The organism is Streptomyces sp. TSRI0107 (assembly GCF_001905845.1).
GTDB lineage: Bacteria > Actinomycetota > Actinomycetes > Streptomycetales > Streptomycetaceae > Streptomyces.
Genome location: NZ_LIVZ01000001.1, coordinates 590,878 through 607,972 on the forward strand (window position 1 = coordinate 590,878; position 17,095 = coordinate 607,972).

The window sequence follows — 17,095 nt, forward strand, 5'->3', positions numbered from 1 at the left end:
CCACAGCGAGCAAGAGGGAGACGAGACGCACATGGTCGTACGCGGGTTCCTGGGGCGCCAGCGCCGCGAGTACAGGACGCCGGAGCCGCACCCGTCCGGCGCGCGGCCGCCGAAGCTCCCCGGCGAGCTGGTGCCGAACCATGTCGCGATCGTCATGGACGGCAACGGCCGCTGGGCCAAGGAGCGCGGGCTGCCGCGCACCGAGGGGCACAAGGTCGGTGCCGAGCGGGTGCTGGACGTGCTCCAGGGCGCGATCGAGATGGGTGTGGGGGCCATCTCCCTGTACGCCTTCTCCACGGAGAACTGGAAGCGCTCGCCCGACGAGGTGCGCTTCCTGATGAACTTCAACCGCGACTTCATCCGCAAGACCCGCGACCAGCTCGACGAGCTGGGCATCCGGGTGCGCTGGGTGGGCCGTATGCCCAAGCTGTGGAAGTCGGTCGCCAAGGAGCTCCAGATCGCCCAGGAGCAGACCAAGGACAACGACAGGCTCACCCTGTACTTCTGCATGAACTACGGCGGCCGCGCGGAGATCGCCGACGCCGCGAAGGCGATCGCCGAGGACGTCCGCGCCGGGCGGCTCGACCCGTCCAAGGTCACCGAGAAGACCGTCTCGAAGTACATGTACTACCCGGACATGCCGGACGTGGACCTGTTCCTGCGGCCCAGCGGCGAGCAGCGCACCTCCAACTACCTGCTGTGGCAGAGCGCGTACGCCGAGATGGTCTTCCAGGACGTGCTGTGGCCGGACTTCGACCGCCGTGACCTGTGGCGGGCCTGCCTCGAGTTCGCCTCCCGCGACCGGCGGTTCGGCGGCGCCATCCCGAACGAGGAGCTGCTGGCCATGGAGGGCGAGCAGAGTTGAGCCGAGTGCCCGCCGTGGCCCGGGGCTGCGCGGCGGGCGCCGTGTTCGCGTTCGCGGCGCTGGTCGTGCTGTTCTCGTTCGGCGGCACGGTCGAGATGGAGACGTTCCCGGGGCTGCGGGAGAACATGGCCCCGGTGGTCGTCTGGATGCTGGTGTTCGCCGCGCTGGTGGCCGCGGGCGGCGTCGCGCTGGCCGGCCGGCGGTCGTACGCGGGGTGGATCGCCGTCGCCTGTCTCGCGGGCCTCATGACGCTGCGGATGTGGACGCTCGCGCCGATGCTGCACTGCTGGTCGTACGACAGCGTGGGGCGGTCGGACGACGGGTCCTACACCTGTGTGAACCGCGGCGACATGCTGCCCTGAACCACGCCCGCGAGGGCGGCGGCCCCGTCAGTCCTCCGTCGCCGCCCGGGCGCAGTCCGCGCAGGTGCCGAAGATCTCCACGGTGTGCGCCACGTTCACATAGCCGTGCTCGGCGGCGATGGCCTCCGCCCAGGTCTCCACCGCCGGGCCCTCCACCTCGACGGCCTTGCCGCAGGCGCGGCAGACCAGGTGGTGGTGGTGTTCGCCGGAGGAGCAGCGGCGGTAGACCGCCTCGCCCTCGGAGGTGCGCAGCACGTCGACCTCGCCGGCCTCGGCGAGGGACTGGAGGGTGCGGTAGACCGTGGTGAGTCCGACGGAGTCGCCCTTGTGCTTGAGCATGTCGTGCAGTTCCTGCGCGCTGCGGAACTCGTCGACCTCGTCGAGGGCGGCCGCCACGGCGGCGCGCTGCCGGGTGGCGCGGCCCTTCACAGGCGGTCCAGCGGTCGTCACCGGTTCCTCCTCACGTCGTGCTTCAGTCCGGGCCATTGTGCCAGCCCGGACTGACAGGGGTCAGACGCCGATCTCGTCCCCGGTCCGGCGGCTGGCCGGAATCGCGCATTCCATCGGATCCCCGGCCGGCTGCGCGGCAGCGGCGGCGCGTGCTCTGCGCCGGGCGAGCGGGGCCGCCAGCAGGGTCAGCACCACGAACGCGCCGATGGTCAGCAGCACGATCGTCGCGCCGGGCGGCACGTCCTGGTAGTACGAGGTCGCCGTGCCGCCGACGGTCACGGCCACCCCGATCCCCACGGCGATCGCGAAGGTCGCCGCGAAGCTGCGGGACAGCTGCTGGGCGGCGGCCACCGGCACCACCATCAGCGCGGACACCAGCAGCAGGCCGACCACGCGCATCGCGACCGTCACCGTCACGGCCGCCGTGATCGCCGTCAGCAGGTTCAGGGCGCGCACCGGCAGTCCCGTCACCCGGGCGAACTCCTCGTCCTGGCTCACCGCGAAGAGCTGCCGGCGCAGACCGAGGGTGACCAGCACCACGAACGCGGCCAGCACGCAGATCGCGGTGACGTCCGACTCCGACACCGTGGAGAGCGAGCCGAAGAGGTACGAGGTGAGGTTCGCGTTGGAGCCCGTCGGCGCGAGGTTGATGAACATCACACCGCCCGCCATGCCGCCGTAGAACAGCATCGCGAGGGCGATGTCGCCGCGCGTCTTGCCGTACCAGCGGATCAGCTCCATCAGGACCGCGCCGAGCACGGAGACGAGCGTCGCCATCCACACCGGCGACCAGGACAGCAGGAAGCCGAGGCCGACGCCGGTCATGGCGACGTGGCCGATGCCGTCGCCCATCAGGGCCTGGCGGCGCTGCACCAGGTAGATGCCGACCGCGGGGGCGGTGATGCCGACCAGGACGGCGGCGAGCAGGGCTCGCTGCATGAAGTCGTAGTTCAGGAGTTCCATCAGCTCAGCAGTCCCGTCCGGATCGGTTCGGCGTCGTGAGCCGCGTGCGGATGGACGTGGTCGTGGCCGGGCAGCGCGTGCTGGCCGACCGCCTTCGGGGGCGGGCCGTCGTGCAGGACGCAGCCGTCGCGCAGCACCACCGCCCGGTCGATCAGGGGCTCCAGAGGGCCCAGTTCGTGCAGGACCAGCAGCACGGTGGCGCCCTGGGCGACCTGTTCGCGCAGGGTCGCGGCCAGCACCTCCTGGCTGGCCAGGTCGACGCCGGCCATCGGCTCGTCCATGATCAGCAGTTCCGGTTCGGCGGCGAGCGCGCGGGCGATGAGCACCCGCTGGTGCTGGCCGCCGGAGAGCGCGCCCACCGAGTCGCCCGCCCGGTCCGCCATGCCGACCAGGTCCAGGGCCCGGCGTACGGCCTCGCGGTCGGCCTTGCGGAAGACGCCGAAGCGGGTGCGGGCCAGGCGGCCCGAGGAGACCACCTCGTTCACCGTGGCGGGCACGCCGCCCGCGGCGGTGGTGCGCTGCGGGACGTAGCCGACACGCGCCCAGTCCCGGAACCGCCGGCGGGGCGTGCCGAACAGCTCGATCTCACCGGCGCTGACCGGCACCTGGCCGATCACGCTGCGCACGGCCGTGGACTTGCCGGAGCCGTTCGCGCCGAGCAGCGCGACGACCTCACCGCGCGAGACGCGGAGGTCGATGCCGCGCAGGACGGGGCGCGAGCCCAGCTCGGCGCGGACGCCACGCAGGGATATGACGGGCTCGCTCACAATGGCCTCCATTGCGGTCACTTGGCGCCCAGGGCCGTCTTCAGCGCGGCCAGGTTGGACTCCATGACCTCGAAGTAGTCGTCGCCCTCGGACCTGTCGGTGATGCCTTCGACGGGGTCCAGCACGTCGGTCCTCAGGCCGGCGTCCTTCGCGAGGGTCTTCGCGGTCTTGTCGCTGACCAGCGTCTCGTAGAAGACGGTGGTCACGCCGTCGGCCTTCGCCTCGTCCCGCAGCTCCTTGATCCGGGCGGGGCTCGGCTCCGACTCCGGGTCGAGCCCGGAGATGGCCTCCTGGGTGAGGCCGTAGCGCTCGGCGAGGTAGGTGAAGGCGGCGTGGTTGGTGAAGAAGACCTTGGTGCCGGTGTTCTTCAGACCGTCCGTGAACCGCTTGTCGAGGTCGCCGAGCTCGGCCACCAGCGCGTCGGTGTTCTTCCGGTAGTCGGCCGCGTGGTCCGGGTCGGCCTTCTCGAAGGCGGCGCCGACGCCCTTCGCGGCCTCGGCGTACTTCACCGGGTCCACCCAGAAGTGCGGGTCGACGGCGTGCTCCTCCTCCTCGGAGTGCTCCTCGCCTTCGTGGTCGTGCCCGGCGCCGCCGTGGTCCTCCAGCTCGGTCAGCGTGGCCGCGTCGATCTTCGTCTCCACGCCGGCCTGGGCGACGGCCTCGTCGACGGCGGGCTGCAGGCCCTTGAGGTAGAGGACCGCGTCGGTCTCCTGGAGGTTCGCGGTCTGCCGGGTGCTCAGCTCCAGGTCGTGCGGTTCCTGGCCGGGCTCGGTGAGGGTGGTGACGTTCACGTGGTCCCCGCCGATCCGCTCGGCGAGGAACTGCATCGGGTAGAACGACGCGACGACGTCGAACTTGTCCGTGTTGCCCGCAGCGCTGCTGTCGGAGGAGCAGGCGGTGAGGGTGCCGAGGCCGAGGGCGGCGGCGGCCGCGAGGGCGACCCCGGATATGTGCTGTCGTCGTACGTTCATGACAGTCATTTTCAGACAAGATGGAAACCATTGTCAACAAACGGCCTGAGCTGCGCGGAAGCGATGCGGGAAGGGGGCACCGATTTGATTGAGAGGGAGGCCACGCCGGTACTCTGAAGCATTCGCTCTGAAGCATTCTCGCTTCGTCGCCCGTCGTCGTAATGAAGAGAGCACCGTGGCCGCCGACAAGATCGACACCATCGTCAGCCTGAGCAAGCGCCGTGGCTTCGTTTTCCCCTGCAGTGAGATCTACGGCGGTCAGCGCGCCGCCTGGGACTACGGGCCGCTGGGTGTCGAGCTCAAGGAGAACATCAAGCGCCAGTGGTGGCGCTACATGGTGACGTCGCGCGAGGACGTCGTCGGTATCGACTCCTCCGTGATCCTGGCCCCCGAGGTGTGGGTCGCCTCCGGCCACGTCGCGACCTTCACGGACCCGCTGACCGAGTGCACCTCCTGCCACAAGCGGTTCCGCGCGGACCACCTGGAGGAGGCGTACGAGGAGAAGAAGGGCCGCGCCCCCGAGAACGGTCTCGCCGACATCAACTGCCCGAACTGCGGCAACAAGGGCCAGTTCACCGAGCCCAAGCAGTTCTCCGGCCTGCTGTCGACCCACCTCGGCCCGACCCAGGACTCCGGCTCCATCGCCTACCTGCGCCCCGAGACCGCCCAGGGCATCTTCACCAACTTCGCCCAGGTGCACGTCACCTCGCGCAAGAAGCCGCCGTTCGGTATCGCCCAGATGGGCAAGTCCTTCCGCAACGAGATCACGCCCGGCAACTTCATCTTCCGCACCCGCGAGTTCGAGCAGATGGAGATGGAGTTCTTCGTCAAGCCGGGCGAGGACGAGAAGTGGCAGGAGTACTGGATGGAGCAGCGCTGGAACTGGTACACCGGCCTGGGCCTGCGTGAAGAGAACATGCGGTGGTACGAGCACCCGCAGGAGAAGCTCTCCCACTACTCCAAGCGCACCGCCGACATCGAGTACCGCTTCCAGTTCGGCGGCAGCGAGTGGGGCGAGCTGGAGGGTGTCGCCAACCGCACCGACTACGACCTCGGCGCCCACTCCAAGGCCTCCGGCCAGGACCTCTCCTACTACGACCAGGAGGCCGGCGAGCGCTGGACGCCGTACGTCATCGAGCCCGCGGCCGGTGTCGGCCGCACCATGCTGGCGTTCCTGCTCGACGCGTACGTCGAGGACGAGGCGCCCAACGCCAAGGGCAAGATGGAGAAGCGCACGGTGCTCCGCCTGGACCACCGTCTGGCCCCGGTGAAGGTCGCGGTCCTGCCGCTGTCCCGCAACGCCGAGCTGTCCCCGAAGGCCAAGGGCCTCGCCCAGGCCCTGCGCCAGCACTGGAACATCGAGTTCGACGACGCCGGTGCCATCGGCCGCCGCTACCGCCGCCAGGACGAGATCGGCACGCCGTACTGCGTCACCGTCGACTTCGACACCCTCGAGGACAACGCGGTCACCGTTCGTGAGCGCGACACGATGAAGCAGGAGCGGGTCTCCCTCGACCAGATCGAGGGCTACCTGGCCGGCCGCCTGATCGGCTGCTGACCCTCCGCACCTCCGCACCGGCCCCCGATACGGACCCTCGATTGGTCCTGTATCGGGGGCCTTCGCGCTTCCAGGGGGATCCATCGGCTGACAGGTGACGTGGCTGCCCGGAGGTCTGGGTGACAAGTATCGACTGACAGATATTGAAATCTGTCAGTCGTCATGTCATGGTGGACGTATGACGACGACGATCCCCACCCGCACTCTCGGCACCACCGGCCCGCAGGTCTCCGCCCTCGGCCTCGGCTGCATGGGCATGTCCGCGCTGTACGGCGACTCCGACCGGGCCGAATCCGTCGCGACCGTCCACGCGGCGCTCGAAGCGGGCGTCACCCTCCTGGACACCGGCGACTTCTACGGCATGGGCCACAACGAACTGCTCGTCGGCGAGGCCCTGCGCACCGCCCCCGCGGCCCTGCGCGAGCAGGCGCGGGTGAGCGTGAAGTTCGGCGCGCTGCGCGGCCCGGACGGCAGCTGGCTCGGTTACGACGGCCGGCCGGAAGCCGTGAAGAACTTCGCCGCGTATTCGCTCCAGCGCCTCGGCGTCGACCACATCGACGTGTACCGGCTCGCCCGCCTCGACCCCTCCGTGCCCATCGAGGAGACCGTCGGCGCCATCGCCGAGCTGGTCGAGCAGGGGTACGTCCGCCACATCGGCCTGAGCGAGGTCGGTGCCGACACCGTCCGCCGGGCCGCCGCGACCGCGCCCATCGCCGATCTCCAGATCGAGTACTCCCTGATCTCACGCGGCATCGAGGACCGGATCCTGCCGGCCACCCGGGAACTGGGCATCGGCATCACCGCCTACGGCGTCCTCTCGCGCGGCCTGATCTCCGGCCACTTCACCGCCGACCGGCAGCTCGCCGCGAACGACTTCCGGGCCCTGTCGCCCCGCTTCCAGGGCGACAACCTCCAGCACAACCTGAGTCTCGTCGAGGCGCTGCGGAAGATCGCCGAGGAGAAGGGCGTCTCCGTCGCGCAGATCGCCATCGCCTGGGTGCTGTCCCGGGGCGACGACATCGTGCCGCTGGTCGGCGCCCGCAGCCGGAACCGGCTGTCCGAGGCCCTGGGCGCCCTGGACGTGACCCTGGACGCCGCCGACCTCGCGGCCGTCGAGAAGGCCGTACCCGCCGACGCGGCGGCCGGCGCGCGCTACCCCGAGTCCCAGATGGAACACCTCGACAGCGAGCGGTGAACCACCCGCCAGGTACCGTCACCTCATGGCACCGACCAGCGAGACCCTGACCGCCGAGCGCATCCTCGAGGCCACCGAGGAGGTGCTGCGCCGCCACGGCCCGGCCAAGGCCACCGTGCTGGACGTGGCCCGCGCGCTCGGCGTCAGCCACGGCAGCGTCTACCGGCACTTCCGCACCAAGGCGGCCCTGCGGGAGGCCGTGACGAAGCGCTGGCTGGACCGTACGTCCGAGGCGCTGGCCGGTATCGCCGCCGCGGACCGTGACCCGGAGGAGCGGCTGCGGGCCTGGCTGCGGGCCCTGTTCGACGCCAAGCGCCGCAAGGCGGGCGACGACCCCGAGCTGTTCGCCACGTACATGGTCCTGACCGGCGAGAGCGGCGAGGCGGTCCCCGAGCACATCGCCGACCTCACCGCCCAGCTGACCGCGATCATCCGCGCCGGCGTCGAGACCGGCACCCTCACCGCCGCCGACCCCGCCACCACCGCCCGCGCGGTCTTCCACGCCACCGGCCGCTTCCACGACCCGTGCTACGCCGAGGAGTGGGAGCGTCCCGGCGTCGAGACGGAGTTCGAGGCCGTGGTGGAGCTGGTGGTGCGGGGGCTGCGGACCGCGATACGGGAAACCGCGGTACACGACACCCCCTGAGGCGCGTCCCCGGGCGTGTCCCCGGCGCGGCGACCCCTCACGCGGACGTCCTCGCCGCCTCCCGGATCTCCTCGGACGCCAGCCTCTCGGCCGCCCGCTCCGCGGTCCCGCGGGCCCAGCGCCCCGTGGTGAGCGCGCCCAGCAGCAGTACCACCAGCCCGCACCCGGCGAGGATCCACCAGCCGGGTACGGCCGCCGTGACGAACGCGTCCCGGTACGCCGAGGCGCCCACGCCCGCCGCGAGGACCGCGCCCACCACGGCGACCCCGAGTGTCTGGCCGAGCTGACGGCTGGTGGAGGCGATGGCGGCGGCCACACCGGCCTGGGCGCGCGGCATGCCCGACACCGCCGTGTTGGTGATCGGCGCGTTCACGAAGCCGAAGCCCACGCCGAACAGGAGGTAGCCGAAGAAGAGCCCGGTGTTCGACGTCTCCGCCGCGAACGCCGCGAAGAGCACCGCGCTGGCCGTCATGGCGACGCCCGCGATCAGCAGGGGCAGCCGCGGGCCCCGGCTGCCGACCAGACGGCCGGACAGGGGTGCGCACAGGAAGGTCGGTACGGCCATCGGCAGCATCCACAGTCCGGCGTGCAGCGCGTCCAGCCCGCGGACGTTCTGCAGGTACAGCGTGGACAGGAAGAGGAACCCGCCCAGCGCGGCGAACGCCGCTGTCGCGATCACCGTCGCCCCGCTGAACGGAGCCGACCGGAAGAAGCGCAGGTCGATGAGGGGTTCGGCACGCCGGGGCTCGTACACCAGCAGCCCGATCAGCGCGGCCGCCGCCACCACCGCGAACGGCAGCACCGCCGCGAGCCCGGCCGCGGGCGCCTCGATGATCGCGTACGTCAGTCCGCCGAACAGCACGATCACCAGCAGCTGTCCGACGGGGTCCATCCGGCGGGCCTTCGCCGCCCGGGACTCCGGCACGTACCGCAGGGTCAGCAGCAGGGCGGCGAGCCCCACCGGCAGGTTGATCCAGAAGATCGCCCGCCAGCCCACCGACTCCACCAGCAGTCCGCCGACCAGCGGCCCGGCGGCCATCGAGATGCCGACCACCGCGCCCCAGACCCCGATCGCGCGGGCCCGCTCGCGGGGGTCCGTGAAGGTGTTGGTGATGATCGACATGGCGACCGGGTTGAGCATGGAGCCGCCCACCGCCTGGACCATCCGGAACGCGATCAGCGCGTCCAGGTTCGGCGCGACGGAGCACAGCGCGGAGCCGATGGTGAAGACGACCAGCCCGGCCAGGAAGACCCGCTTGCGGCCGATCCGGTCGGCCGTGGACCCGGCGAGCATCAGCAGCACGGCCAGCACCAGGGTGTAGGCGTCGATCGTCCACTGCAGACCTGCCGTGGAGGCGTGCAGGTCGCGCTGGATGACGGGGAGCGCTACGTTCAGCACGGTGTTGTCGAGGCTCACGATCAGCAGGCTCATACAGCAGATCGCGAGCACGAGCAGACGTCGGCGGGGGCTGAGCTCGGGCATGCGTCCATCGTACGACGAGTTCAATAGTGCGGCTAACTAAAGAATTTGTCAGGCTCATTGCGCGGCACAATGGAGGAATGTCCACGCCCACACAGCCGCTGCGGATCGGTCCGCACACCGTTCAGCCGCCCGTCGTCCTGGCCCCCATGGCGGGCATCACCAACGCGCCCTTCCGCACCCTGTGCAGGGAGTTCAGCGGCGGCAAGGGGCTGTTCGTCAGCGAGATGATCACCACCCGGGCGCTGGTCGAACGCAACGAGAAGACCATGCAGCTGGTCACCTTCGACCCCACCGAGCAGCCCCGCTCCATCCAGCTGTACGGCGTGGACCCGGCCACCGTCGGCAAGGCCGTCCGCATGATCGCGGAGGAGGGCCTCGCCGACCACATCGACCTCAACTTCGGCTGCCCGGTCCCGAAGGTCACCCGCAAGGGCGGCGGCTCCGCCCTCCCGTACAAGCGCAACCTGCTCCGCGCGATCCTCCGCGAGGCCGTCAGCGGCGCCGGGGACCTCCCCGTCACCATGAAGATGCGCAAGGGCATCGACGACGACCACATCACCTACCTCGACGCCGGCCGGATCGCCGTCGAGGAGGGCGTCACCGCCATCGCCCTGCACGGCCGCACCGCCGCCCAGCACTACGGCGGCACCGCCGACTGGGACGCCATCGCCCGGCTGAAGGAGCACGTCCCGGAGATCCCGGTGCTCGGCAACGGTGACATCTGGTCGGCCGAGGACGCGCTGCGGATGGTCCGCGAGACCGGCTGCGACGGCGTCGTCGTCGGGCGCGGCTGCCTGGGCCGGCCGTGGCTGTTCGCCGACCTGGTGGCCGCCTTCGAAGGCCGGGACGCCCGTGCCGGAGGCACTGATGGAGGCAGCCGCAGGCCCGCGCTCCGCGAGGTCGCCGACGTCATGGTCCGGCACGCCCGCCTGCTCGGCGAGTGGATCGGCGACGAGTCCAAAGGCGTCGTCGACTTCCGCAAGCACGTCGCCTGGTACCTCAAGGGCTTCGCGGTCGGCTCCGAGATGCGCAAGCGGCTCGCCGTCACCTCCTCCCTGGAGGAGCTGCGCGCCGGGCTCGACGAGCTGGACCTCGACCAGTCCTGGCCGGCCGGCGCCGACGGCCCCCGCGGCCGCACCTCCGGCAACAACCGGGTCGTACTGCCCGACGGCTGGCTGAAGGACCCGTACGACTGCGCGGGCGTCGGCGAGGACGCGGAGCTGGACACCTCCGGCGGCTGATCAGCCGTTCTTCCCCGAGGGCGTCGAGCCGTACGCCGTCAGGAACCGGTCCCGGAACGCGCTCATCTTCCACACCGGCGCGTCCCCGGCCGGTTCCAGACCGTCCGTCCAGCCCCAGTCGGCGATCTTCTCCAGCACCCTTGGATCCTTGGCGACGATCGACACCGGCACGTCCCGGCTCGCGTCGTCGCCGCTGACCCGGGCGATCGGCTGGTGGTCGCCGAGGAAGACCAGGACGGTGTCGTCACCGCCGTAGCGCCGCAGCCACTGGGTGAGGCTGGTCACCGAGTACTGGACCGACTTGCCGTACTCCTCCTTGGAGCGCGCGGAGCTGGCGACCACGTCCGCCGGGTCGGCGCCCCGCTTCTCGATGCCCTCGAAGATCCGCCCGTCGCCCAGCTCGTCCCAGCCGACCATCTCCGGGATCGGCGCCCACGGCTGGTGGCTGGAGGTGAGGATGACCTCCGCCATCAGCGGCTTGTCCCGCTTCCTGCCGTGCTCAAGCCGCTGGAACGCCTCCAGCGCGTACTGGTCCGGCATCGTCGACCAGCTGAACTTCGGCCCCCGGTAGCCGAGCTGGAACGCGTTGTAGACCTTGTCGAGGCCGTAGAACTCCGCCTCCGGCCAGGCCTTCTGCACCCCCGGCATGACCCCGACCGTCCGCCACGCCCCCGTCTTCTGGAACGCCCTGGTGAGCGTGAGGTGGTCGCTGGACGTCGCCGTGCGGTACCGCTGCTGGTTGGCGATCCACAGGCCCGACAGGAAGGTGGAGTGGCCGAGCCAGCTGCTGCCGCCGTACGTCGCCGACGTCAGCCAGCCGCTCTTCGCCCGGAACCCCGCCTTCGCCAGCTCCTCGGTGCTCGCGTCCAGGGTGCGGTGGACGCCGGGCCGGATCGCCGGGTCCTCGATCGCGCTGCGGCCGTAGCTCTCGATGAACGTGAAGATCATGTCCTTGCCGCGCAGATCCGGGACGAGCTCCGCGGGCGGGGTCGCGCCGAACGCGTCCGACTTCGCCTCCCGCGCGAACGCGGCCTCGTCCCGCAGCGTGGCCCGCACCCGTTCCGTCTGGCCGCGCACCAGTGCCGACGCGTGGTCGGAGACGACCGGCGCCCCGGCGAGCTGCACGCCCAGCGCGCCCGTCACGGTCCATACGACGGTGGCGGCCAGCGTCGACCGCACGGCGACCGTGCGATGCCGGACCAGCAGCCCCGCCACCCGGACCACGGACAGCGTGAGCAGCGCGCACAGCAGCAGCACGAGGACGACCGCCCCGACGGCCAGCGCGAGCGCGCCCGCCTCGCCCATCGTGTCCCCGGCGTACGACTGCGCGTCGTCGAGGAGTTCCCAGTCCAGGACCAGGTTGAAGCCCCGGCCCAGGTACTCCTGGAACCCCATGTCCAGCAGGTTCAGCACGGTCAGGGCGGCCAGCGCCAGCCCGGCGCACACCGCCGCCGCCAGCCGGGGCCGGCGCGGCAGCGCCAGCAGCAGCGCGGCCCCGACGATCGCCTCCACGGGGATGCGGAGGAACGCCTCGGGGGTCAACGCCCGCACGGTGTTCGGCAGCAGCAGGGCGAACAGCACGAGCGCGACGGACAGGACGGTGAGTGTCCGGTCCAGTACGCGAGTGGCGGTGGGGTGAGCAGCACGCCATCGGGTGAAGACGGACACCCAGAGTCCTTCCGTACGCACGGGTCTGGCGGCGGACCCGGCGTGGGGGAAACGGGTCCGCCGCCATGACGTACGGCCCGTTCCCACCCGGCGTTCAACGCGACGCCCCCGAACCCTCAGACGCCCCCCACCGCGGTCAGCAACGCGAGAGGCGCGGCCGCGGACCGCGACTCCCGCACACACGCGTGCGGGTACGGCACCGGCTCGGAATGGATGTCACGCCCGTACCCCGCCAGCACCTCCGGCAGCCGGCCGCCACACGCGCTCGCCGCGTCGACCAGCGCGTTCGCCACCGTGCGGGCCTCGTCGTGCAGGCCGTAGCGGGCCAGACCGAGGGCGATCAGCGCGTTGTCGTGCGGCCACACCGAACCCCGGTGGTACGACAGCGGGTGGTACGCCGGCTGGCCCGCCGCCAGAGTGCGCACACCCCAGCCGGAGAAGAAGTCCTCCTCGACCAGCCGCCGCCCGACGACCTCCCCGTACTCCTTGTCCAGCAGCCCCGACCACAGCAGATGCCCGGCGTCCGAGGCGAGCGCGTCCACCTGATGCCCCTCGCCGTCCAGCGCCAGCGCCGGGAAGGACCGGTCCGGCATCCAGAACTCCCGCTGGAAGCGGTCCCGCAGATCACCGGCCGCCTGCTCCAGCAGCGCCGCGTAGGTGGCGTCCGCCCAGATCGCGCGGGCCAGCTGGGCCGTGCGGCGCAGCGCGTCGTACGCGTAGCCCTGCGCGCCCGCCGCCATCACCGGGCCGCTGGCCCGGGTGCCGTCGGCCCAGCAGATCGCGCCGGGGGAGTCCTTCCAGTTCTGGTTGACGAGGCCGCCCTGGTCGGCGCGGTAGACGAGATAGCCGCGCGAGGTCAGCCCGCCGTGGTCCAGCATCCAGCCGACCGCCGCGCGGGCGTGCGGCTCCAGACGGCGGGCCAGGGCCGTGTCCCCGGTCTGCTCGACGTACGCGCCGAGCAGCACCAGGAAGAGCGGGGTGGCGTCCACCGAGCCGTAGTAACGGCCGAACGGCACCTGCCCGAAGTGCGCCAGCTCGCCGTACCGCACCTCGTGCACGATCTTGCCCGGCTGCGCCACCGAACCCGGGTGCGCCTCGGCGGCCTGGGTCGCGGCGAGCGCGGGCAGCACGGCCGCCGCCAGCTGCGGGCGGTACGGCAGCGCGAACAGGGCGGTCAGCAGGGCGTCCCGGCCCAGCAGCGCCAGGAACCAGGGCGCGCCGGCCGCCGGGACCCGCAGATCCTCGCCGTCCGGGCCGGTCGCCGGGATCTGCAGCGCCGCGAGGTCCGCGAGACCGCGCGCACAGGCCGCCGCCAGCTCCGGCCGGCCCGTCGGGAACGCCACGCCCTCCACGAACCGCTCCTCCAGCGCGGCGAGCTGCTCGCCGACGGCGGCGGGGGAGCGGGGCACGCGCAGCGCCCGCCGCTCGCCGTGCGGGCGGGCCATCACCCGCAGGGCCAGCTCGGCCGTGCCGTGCGGCTCCAGTTCGAGGGTCCACACCAGGCGCCGGGCGCCGGTGCCGGTCTCCTCCACCGCGTCCGGGGAGGGGTCCGCCGTGACCGTCGTGCACGACCGCCACTCGCCGCGCTGGTAGGTGAACTCCAGCCCGTGGCCGAGGACGACGCGGCGGCGGACGGCACCCGGCTTGGGGTAGGTGCGGTGGTCGGAGCGCAGCTCGAACTGGTCGGTGAAGTCCGCGTCGGCGGTGACGGCGAGCCGGACCGTGGTCGGCACCGGCCGGTTGCTGGTGACGCGCAGCCGCTCCACGAACGAGCTGTCGCCGACGGCCTGTTCCCGGAAGAGCGTGTAGGCCGGCGGCTCCTGACGGCCGCCGCGCGGGACCAGGACACAGCGCGCGGTGTCCCCGTCGCCCACCGGGGACAGCGTCTCCGGCACCGCGCCGTCGACGGTGAGCTGCCACCGGCTCAGATGCCGGGCGTCCCGCACGAACAGCCCGTCGGGGAGGCCGGGCCGCCCCGTGCCGCCGCCGCGGACGCCACTGATGTCGCCGCCGTCGCCCACGGCGGCGAACGTCCCGCCGTGCACGAGCGGATGATGCCGGTCCGTCATCCTCGGTCCCCTCCCCTGAGTTCACTGCTGGCGGTCTGGTCGTACGACAGGTCGAGGGCGAGGGCGGCGGTCCAGCCGAAGCCGGTTGTGCCGCAGGCCTCGCCGGTGTACGGGTCCACGTACTCGGCGAACCCGGAGGTGTCCGCGAGGTCGACGATCGCCGTGCGCAGCGCGTCGGCCCGCTCCCGCTCGCCGTGGACGCGCAGCCCCCGCTCCACCAGCCAGCTCGTGTTGAACCAGGCCGGGCCCCGCCAGTACCGGTGCCGGTCGAAGGCCTCGCCGAGCAGGTCGTAGCTCGGCACCAGCCGGGTGGTGTCGCCGAGGCCGAAGTGCGGGCCGGTGAGGGTGCGCACCAGGGCGTCGGCGACGGCGCGGGGCAGGGTGGGCAGGAGCAGCGGGATCAGGCCGGACACGCCGCGCTCGGGGACGAGCTCACCGGTGCGGACGTCGCGGCAGAAGAACATCGAGCGCCCGGGGTCGTAGAGCCGGTCGACCAGCGCCTGCGTCAGCCGTTCCGCGCGGGCGCGGCGGGCGGTGCCGGGGGCGCCCAGTTCCGCGGCGATCCGGGCCAGCGCGTGCTCGGAGGCGATGAGCAGGGCGTTGAACGCCGGGTCCTCCACGGCGAAGTCGCCGGGACCGTCCCCGTGCCTCCCACCCGCCCCGTCCCCGTGCCTCCCACCCGCCCCGTCCCCCTGCCCCCCACCCGCCCCGTCCCTGTACCCCCGGTCCCGGTAGTCCGCCGCCAGCCGTACGTAGCGGCCGTAGTCCAGGTCCGTCGGCCGGTCCTCGGCGGCGCCGTGGTCGAGGTCGGCGCGGCGGAAGGAGCGGGCCGGGGCCGGGGTGACCCGGGCCAGCGGGGTGTCCCAGCAGGGGCTGTTGTCCATGCCCTGCTCCCACGGGTGGACGACCGAGGCGAGCCCGCCGCCGCCCAGGTCGCGCCGGTGCAGCAGATAGCGGTGCCAGGCCGCCAGCCGCGGATACACCCCGGCGAGGAAGCCGCGCGCCCGCGACAGCACCGGATCGGCGCGGTGCACCAGCCACGCGGCCAGCGCGTGCACCGGTGGCTGCACGATGCCCGACGTCTGTACGGTGCGCGGGGCGCCCGCGGCGCGCCCCGCCACCGACGAGCGCCAGAAGTCGGGGCTCGGGAAGTAGGCGTCGAGCGGGACGGAGGGGTTGAAGACGATGTGCGGGATCCGCCCGTCGCGCCACTGGGCGGCGAGCAGTGTCTCCAGCTCCGTCTGCGCCCGTGACGGGGACAGGTGCCGCAGCCCGATCGCGATGAACGCGGAGTCCCACGACCACTGGTGCGGGTACAGGCTGTGTGAGGGCACGGTGGAGGTGCCCGTCCAGTTCTGCTCCAGGACCCGGGCGGCGCCGGCGTGCGGCGGCGCGTGCCGGCCCGGCGGCGGATCGTATGCGACGGCGCGCTCGGCGCCGGGGACGGTCAGTTGGGCGGTGCGATCCACTCGGGGCTCCCCGAAAGGCGTCCGGCCGACCGGTTCGGTCTTGGCCACCATAGAGTTACGTCTATTTAACACGCAAAACTCAATATGTAATGCAGGCTTGAGAAACACAAGGGGGTGCGCATGACCGGACGGCCGGGAAGGACCGGAAAGGGCGGCGGCCAGGCGAGCGCCGGCGATCTGCTCGAGCTGGTGCGCAGCGGCCGCGCCACCACACGGGGCGCGCTCCAGCAGGCCACCGGGCTGTCCCGGGCCACCGTCGGCCAGCGCCTGGACCGGCTGTTCCGGGCGGGCTGGCTGCGCGAGGGCGCCGGCGGACCCGTGGACTCCCCGCTGGGCGGCCGCCCGTCCATCACCCTGGAGTTCGACGACGAACACGCCGTGGTCCTCGCCGCCGACCTCGACACCCGGCACGCCCGCGCCGCCGTCCTCTCGCTCACCGGCGAGATCCACGCCGAGCACACCGGCACCCTGGTCATCGAGGACGGCCCCGAGGCGGTCCTCGGCGAGCTGGGCCGCTGGTTCGCCGAACTGCTGGAGAAGGCCGGGCACCGGGCCGACATGGTCTGCGGCATCGGGCTGGCCGTGCCGGGCCCGGTCGACAACGGCACCGGCCGGGTCGTCCAGCCGCCGATCATGCCCGGCTGGGACGGCTACGACATAAGGGGCCGCCTGGCCAGGGCCTTCACCGACCACACCGGCACCGCCGAGGTGCCCGTCCTGGTCGACAACGACGCCAACCTCATGGCCTACGGCGAACAGCGCACGTCCTGGCCGGACTGCTCGGCGTTCGTCCTCGTCAAGGTCTCCACCGGCATCGGCGCCGGAGTCGTCGTCGACGGCTCGGTCTACCGGGGCTTCGACGGCGGCGCCGGGGACATCGGCCACATCCGGGTCCCGGAGGGCGCGGGCGCGCTGTGCAGGTGCGGCTCCTACGGCTGTCTCGCGGCCGTCGCCAGCGGCGGCGCCGTCGCCCGGCGGCTCGCCGAGAGCGGGGTGCCGGCGGCGTCCGGCTCGGACGTACGGGACCTGCTGGCGGCCGGGCACCCCGAGGCGGTCGGGCTGGCCCGCGAGGCGGGACGCAGGGTCGGGGACGTGCTGGCGACGGTGGTGACCCTGCTGAACCCTGGTGTGCTGATGATCGCCGGAGATCTGGCCGGAACGCCCTTCCTGACAGGTGTGCGGGAGCTGCTGTACCAGCGGGCGCTGCCGCGCTCCACCGCCCGGCTGGAGGTCGTCACCTCGCGGCTGGGGGAGCGGGCGGCGCTGGTGGGGGCCGGGGCGCTGGTCGTGGAGCACCTGTACGCGCCGGAACGGGTGGAGGAGCGGCTGCGGGCGATGGGCGTGTGACGTCCGGTTTTCCGTCTCGATACGCGTCCGGATGGTGAAAT

General features: G+C 72.2%; 15 protein-coding genes. 7 read left to right on the forward strand and 8 right to left on the reverse strand.

Features of this window, described 5'->3' with window-relative positions:
• Positions 1 to 31: 31 nt before the first annotated feature.
• Positions 32 to 865, forward strand: a complete 834-nt coding sequence (locus AMK31_RS02590) for an isoprenyl transferase (RefSeq protein ID WP_073938641.1) — start codon at positions 32 to 34, stop codon at positions 863 to 865.
• Complete coding sequence (locus AMK31_RS02595; RefSeq protein ID WP_143204197.1) at positions 862 to 1,227, forward strand: hypothetical protein; 366 nt, start codon at positions 862 to 864, stop codon at positions 1,225 to 1,227. Before AMK31_RS02590 ends, AMK31_RS02595 begins: the two co-directional genes overlap by 4 nt.
• A gap of 27 nt (positions 1,228 to 1,254) precedes the next feature.
• Here the strand turns inward: AMK31_RS02595 and AMK31_RS02600 are convergent, their stop codons facing one another.
• From AMK31_RS02600 to AMK31_RS02615, 4 genes are read right to left on the reverse strand one after another with little or no spacing between them, the layout of a single operon-like run.
• A complete protein-coding gene (locus AMK31_RS02600; protein ID WP_073938643.1) occupies positions 1,255 to 1,677 on the reverse strand; it encodes a Fur family transcriptional regulator in 423 nt (140 codons plus the stop codon).
• Positions 1,678 to 1,737: 60 nt separating this feature from the next.
• The gene (locus AMK31_RS02605; protein ID WP_073938644.1) at positions 1,738 to 2,640 is read right to left on the reverse strand and encodes a metal ABC transporter permease; all 903 of its coding nucleotides are present in this window, start codon (positions 2,638 to 2,640) and stop codon (positions 1,738 to 1,740) included.
• On the reverse strand, positions 2,640 to 3,410 hold the full coding sequence (locus AMK31_RS02610) for a metal ABC transporter ATP-binding protein (protein WP_107468513.1): 771 nt from the start codon (positions 3,408 to 3,410) through the stop codon (positions 2,640 to 2,642). The genes AMK31_RS02605 and AMK31_RS02610 overlap by 1 nt, the downstream gene beginning before the upstream one ends.
• 14 nt (positions 3,411 to 3,424) lie before the next feature.
• Positions 3,425 to 4,378, reverse strand: coding sequence for a metal ABC transporter solute-binding protein, Zn/Mn family (locus AMK31_RS02615; RefSeq protein WP_073938646.1), 954 nt, complete (start codon positions 4,376 to 4,378; stop codon positions 3,425 to 3,427).
• A 175-nt stretch (positions 4,379 to 4,553) separates the two neighbouring features.
• Between AMK31_RS02615 and AMK31_RS02620 the strand changes: the two genes are divergently transcribed.
• The 3 genes from AMK31_RS02620 to AMK31_RS02630 all read left to right on the forward strand — a co-directional run bounded on the left by AMK31_RS02620 (position 4,554) and on the right by AMK31_RS02630 (position 7,777).
• On the forward strand, positions 4,554 to 5,936 hold the full coding sequence (locus AMK31_RS02620; protein ID WP_073938647.1) for a glycine--tRNA ligase: 1,383 nt from the start codon (positions 4,554 to 4,556) through the stop codon (positions 5,934 to 5,936).
• Positions 5,937 to 6,114: 178 nt separating this feature from the next.
• Positions 6,115 to 7,131: an aldo/keto reductase gene (locus tag AMK31_RS02625; protein WP_073938648.1), complete on the forward strand. Its 1,017-nt coding sequence runs from the start codon at positions 6,115 to 6,117 to the stop codon at positions 7,129 to 7,131.
• A gap of 25 nt (positions 7,132 to 7,156) precedes the next feature.
• Positions 7,157 to 7,777, forward strand: a complete 621-nt coding sequence (locus AMK31_RS02630; protein ID WP_073938649.1) for a TetR family transcriptional regulator — start codon at positions 7,157 to 7,159, stop codon at positions 7,775 to 7,777.
• Positions 7,778 to 7,814: 37 nt separating this feature from the next.
• Here AMK31_RS02630 and AMK31_RS02635 read toward each other — a convergent pair whose 3' ends face one another.
• Complete coding sequence (locus AMK31_RS02635; RefSeq protein WP_073938650.1) at positions 7,815 to 9,260, reverse strand: DHA2 family efflux MFS transporter permease subunit; 1,446 nt, start codon at positions 9,258 to 9,260, stop codon at positions 7,815 to 7,817.
• Between the two features lie 77 nt (positions 9,261 to 9,337).
• On the opposite strand from AMK31_RS02635, the gene dusB reads away from it, so the two are divergent.
• A complete protein-coding gene (gene dusB / locus AMK31_RS02640; protein ID WP_073938651.1) occupies positions 9,338 to 10,501 on the forward strand; it encodes a tRNA dihydrouridine synthase DusB in 1,164 nt (387 codons plus the stop codon).
• On the opposite strand, the gene AMK31_RS02645 is transcribed toward dusB, so the two are convergent.
• The 3 genes from AMK31_RS02645 to AMK31_RS02655 form a co-directional block, all read right to left on the reverse strand.
• Positions 10,502 to 12,169 carry a CDP-alcohol phosphatidyltransferase gene (locus AMK31_RS02645; protein WP_241842507.1) on the reverse strand — a complete coding sequence of 556 codons (1,668 nt, stop codon included), beginning with the start codon at positions 12,167 to 12,169 and terminating at the stop codon, positions 10,502 to 10,504.
• Positions 12,170 to 12,285: 116 nt separating this feature from the next.
• A complete protein-coding gene (locus AMK31_RS02650; protein ID WP_073938653.1) occupies positions 12,286 to 14,238 on the reverse strand; it encodes an amylo-alpha-1,6-glucosidase in 1,953 nt (650 codons plus the stop codon).
• The gene (locus tag AMK31_RS02655; RefSeq protein ID WP_073938966.1) at positions 14,235 to 15,707 is read right to left on the reverse strand and encodes an MGH1-like glycoside hydrolase domain-containing protein; all 1,473 of its coding nucleotides are present in this window, start codon (positions 15,705 to 15,707) and stop codon (positions 14,235 to 14,237) included. Before AMK31_RS02655 ends, AMK31_RS02650 begins: the two co-directional genes overlap by 4 nt.
• A gap of 120 nt (positions 15,708 to 15,827) precedes the next feature.
• Here AMK31_RS02655 and AMK31_RS02660 point away from each other — a divergent pair, with 120 nt between their 5' ends.
• Positions 15,828 to 17,054 carry an ROK family protein gene (locus AMK31_RS02660; protein WP_198948403.1) on the forward strand — a complete coding sequence of 409 codons (1,227 nt, stop codon included), beginning with the start codon at positions 15,828 to 15,830 and terminating at the stop codon, positions 17,052 to 17,054.
• Positions 17,055 to 17,095 lie beyond the last annotated feature (41 nt).

Coding starts and splice junctions, on each gene's coding strand:
- AMK31_RS02590 (WP_073938641.1), top strand. CDS start 32: ATGGTCGTACGCGGGTTCCTGGGGCGCCAGCGCCGCGAGTACAGGACG.
- AMK31_RS02605 (WP_073938644.1), bottom strand. CDS start 2,640: ATGGAACTCCTGAACTACGACTTCATGCAGCGAGCCCTGCTCGCCGCC.
- AMK31_RS02615 (WP_073938646.1), bottom strand. CDS start 4,378: ATGAACGTACGACGACAGCACATATCCGGGGTCGCCCTCGCGGCCGCC.
- AMK31_RS02625 (WP_073938648.1), top strand. CDS start 6,115: ATGACGACGACGATCCCCACCCGCACTCTCGGCACCACCGGCCCGCAG.
- AMK31_RS02630 (WP_073938649.1), top strand. CDS start 7,157: ATGGCACCGACCAGCGAGACCCTGACCGCCGAGCGCATCCTCGAGGCC.
- AMK31_RS02635 (WP_073938650.1), bottom strand. CDS start 9,260: ATGCCCGAGCTCAGCCCCCGCCGACGTCTGCTCGTGCTCGCGATCTGC.
- dusB (WP_073938651.1), top strand. CDS start 9,338: ATGTCCACGCCCACACAGCCGCTGCGGATCGGTCCGCACACCGTTCAG.
- AMK31_RS02650 (WP_073938653.1), bottom strand. CDS start 14,238: ATGACGGACCGGCATCATCCGCTCGTGCACGGCGGGACGTTCGCCGCC.
- AMK31_RS02660 (WP_198948403.1), top strand. CDS start 15,828: ATGACCGGACGGCCGGGAAGGACCGGAAAGGGCGGCGGCCAGGCGAGC.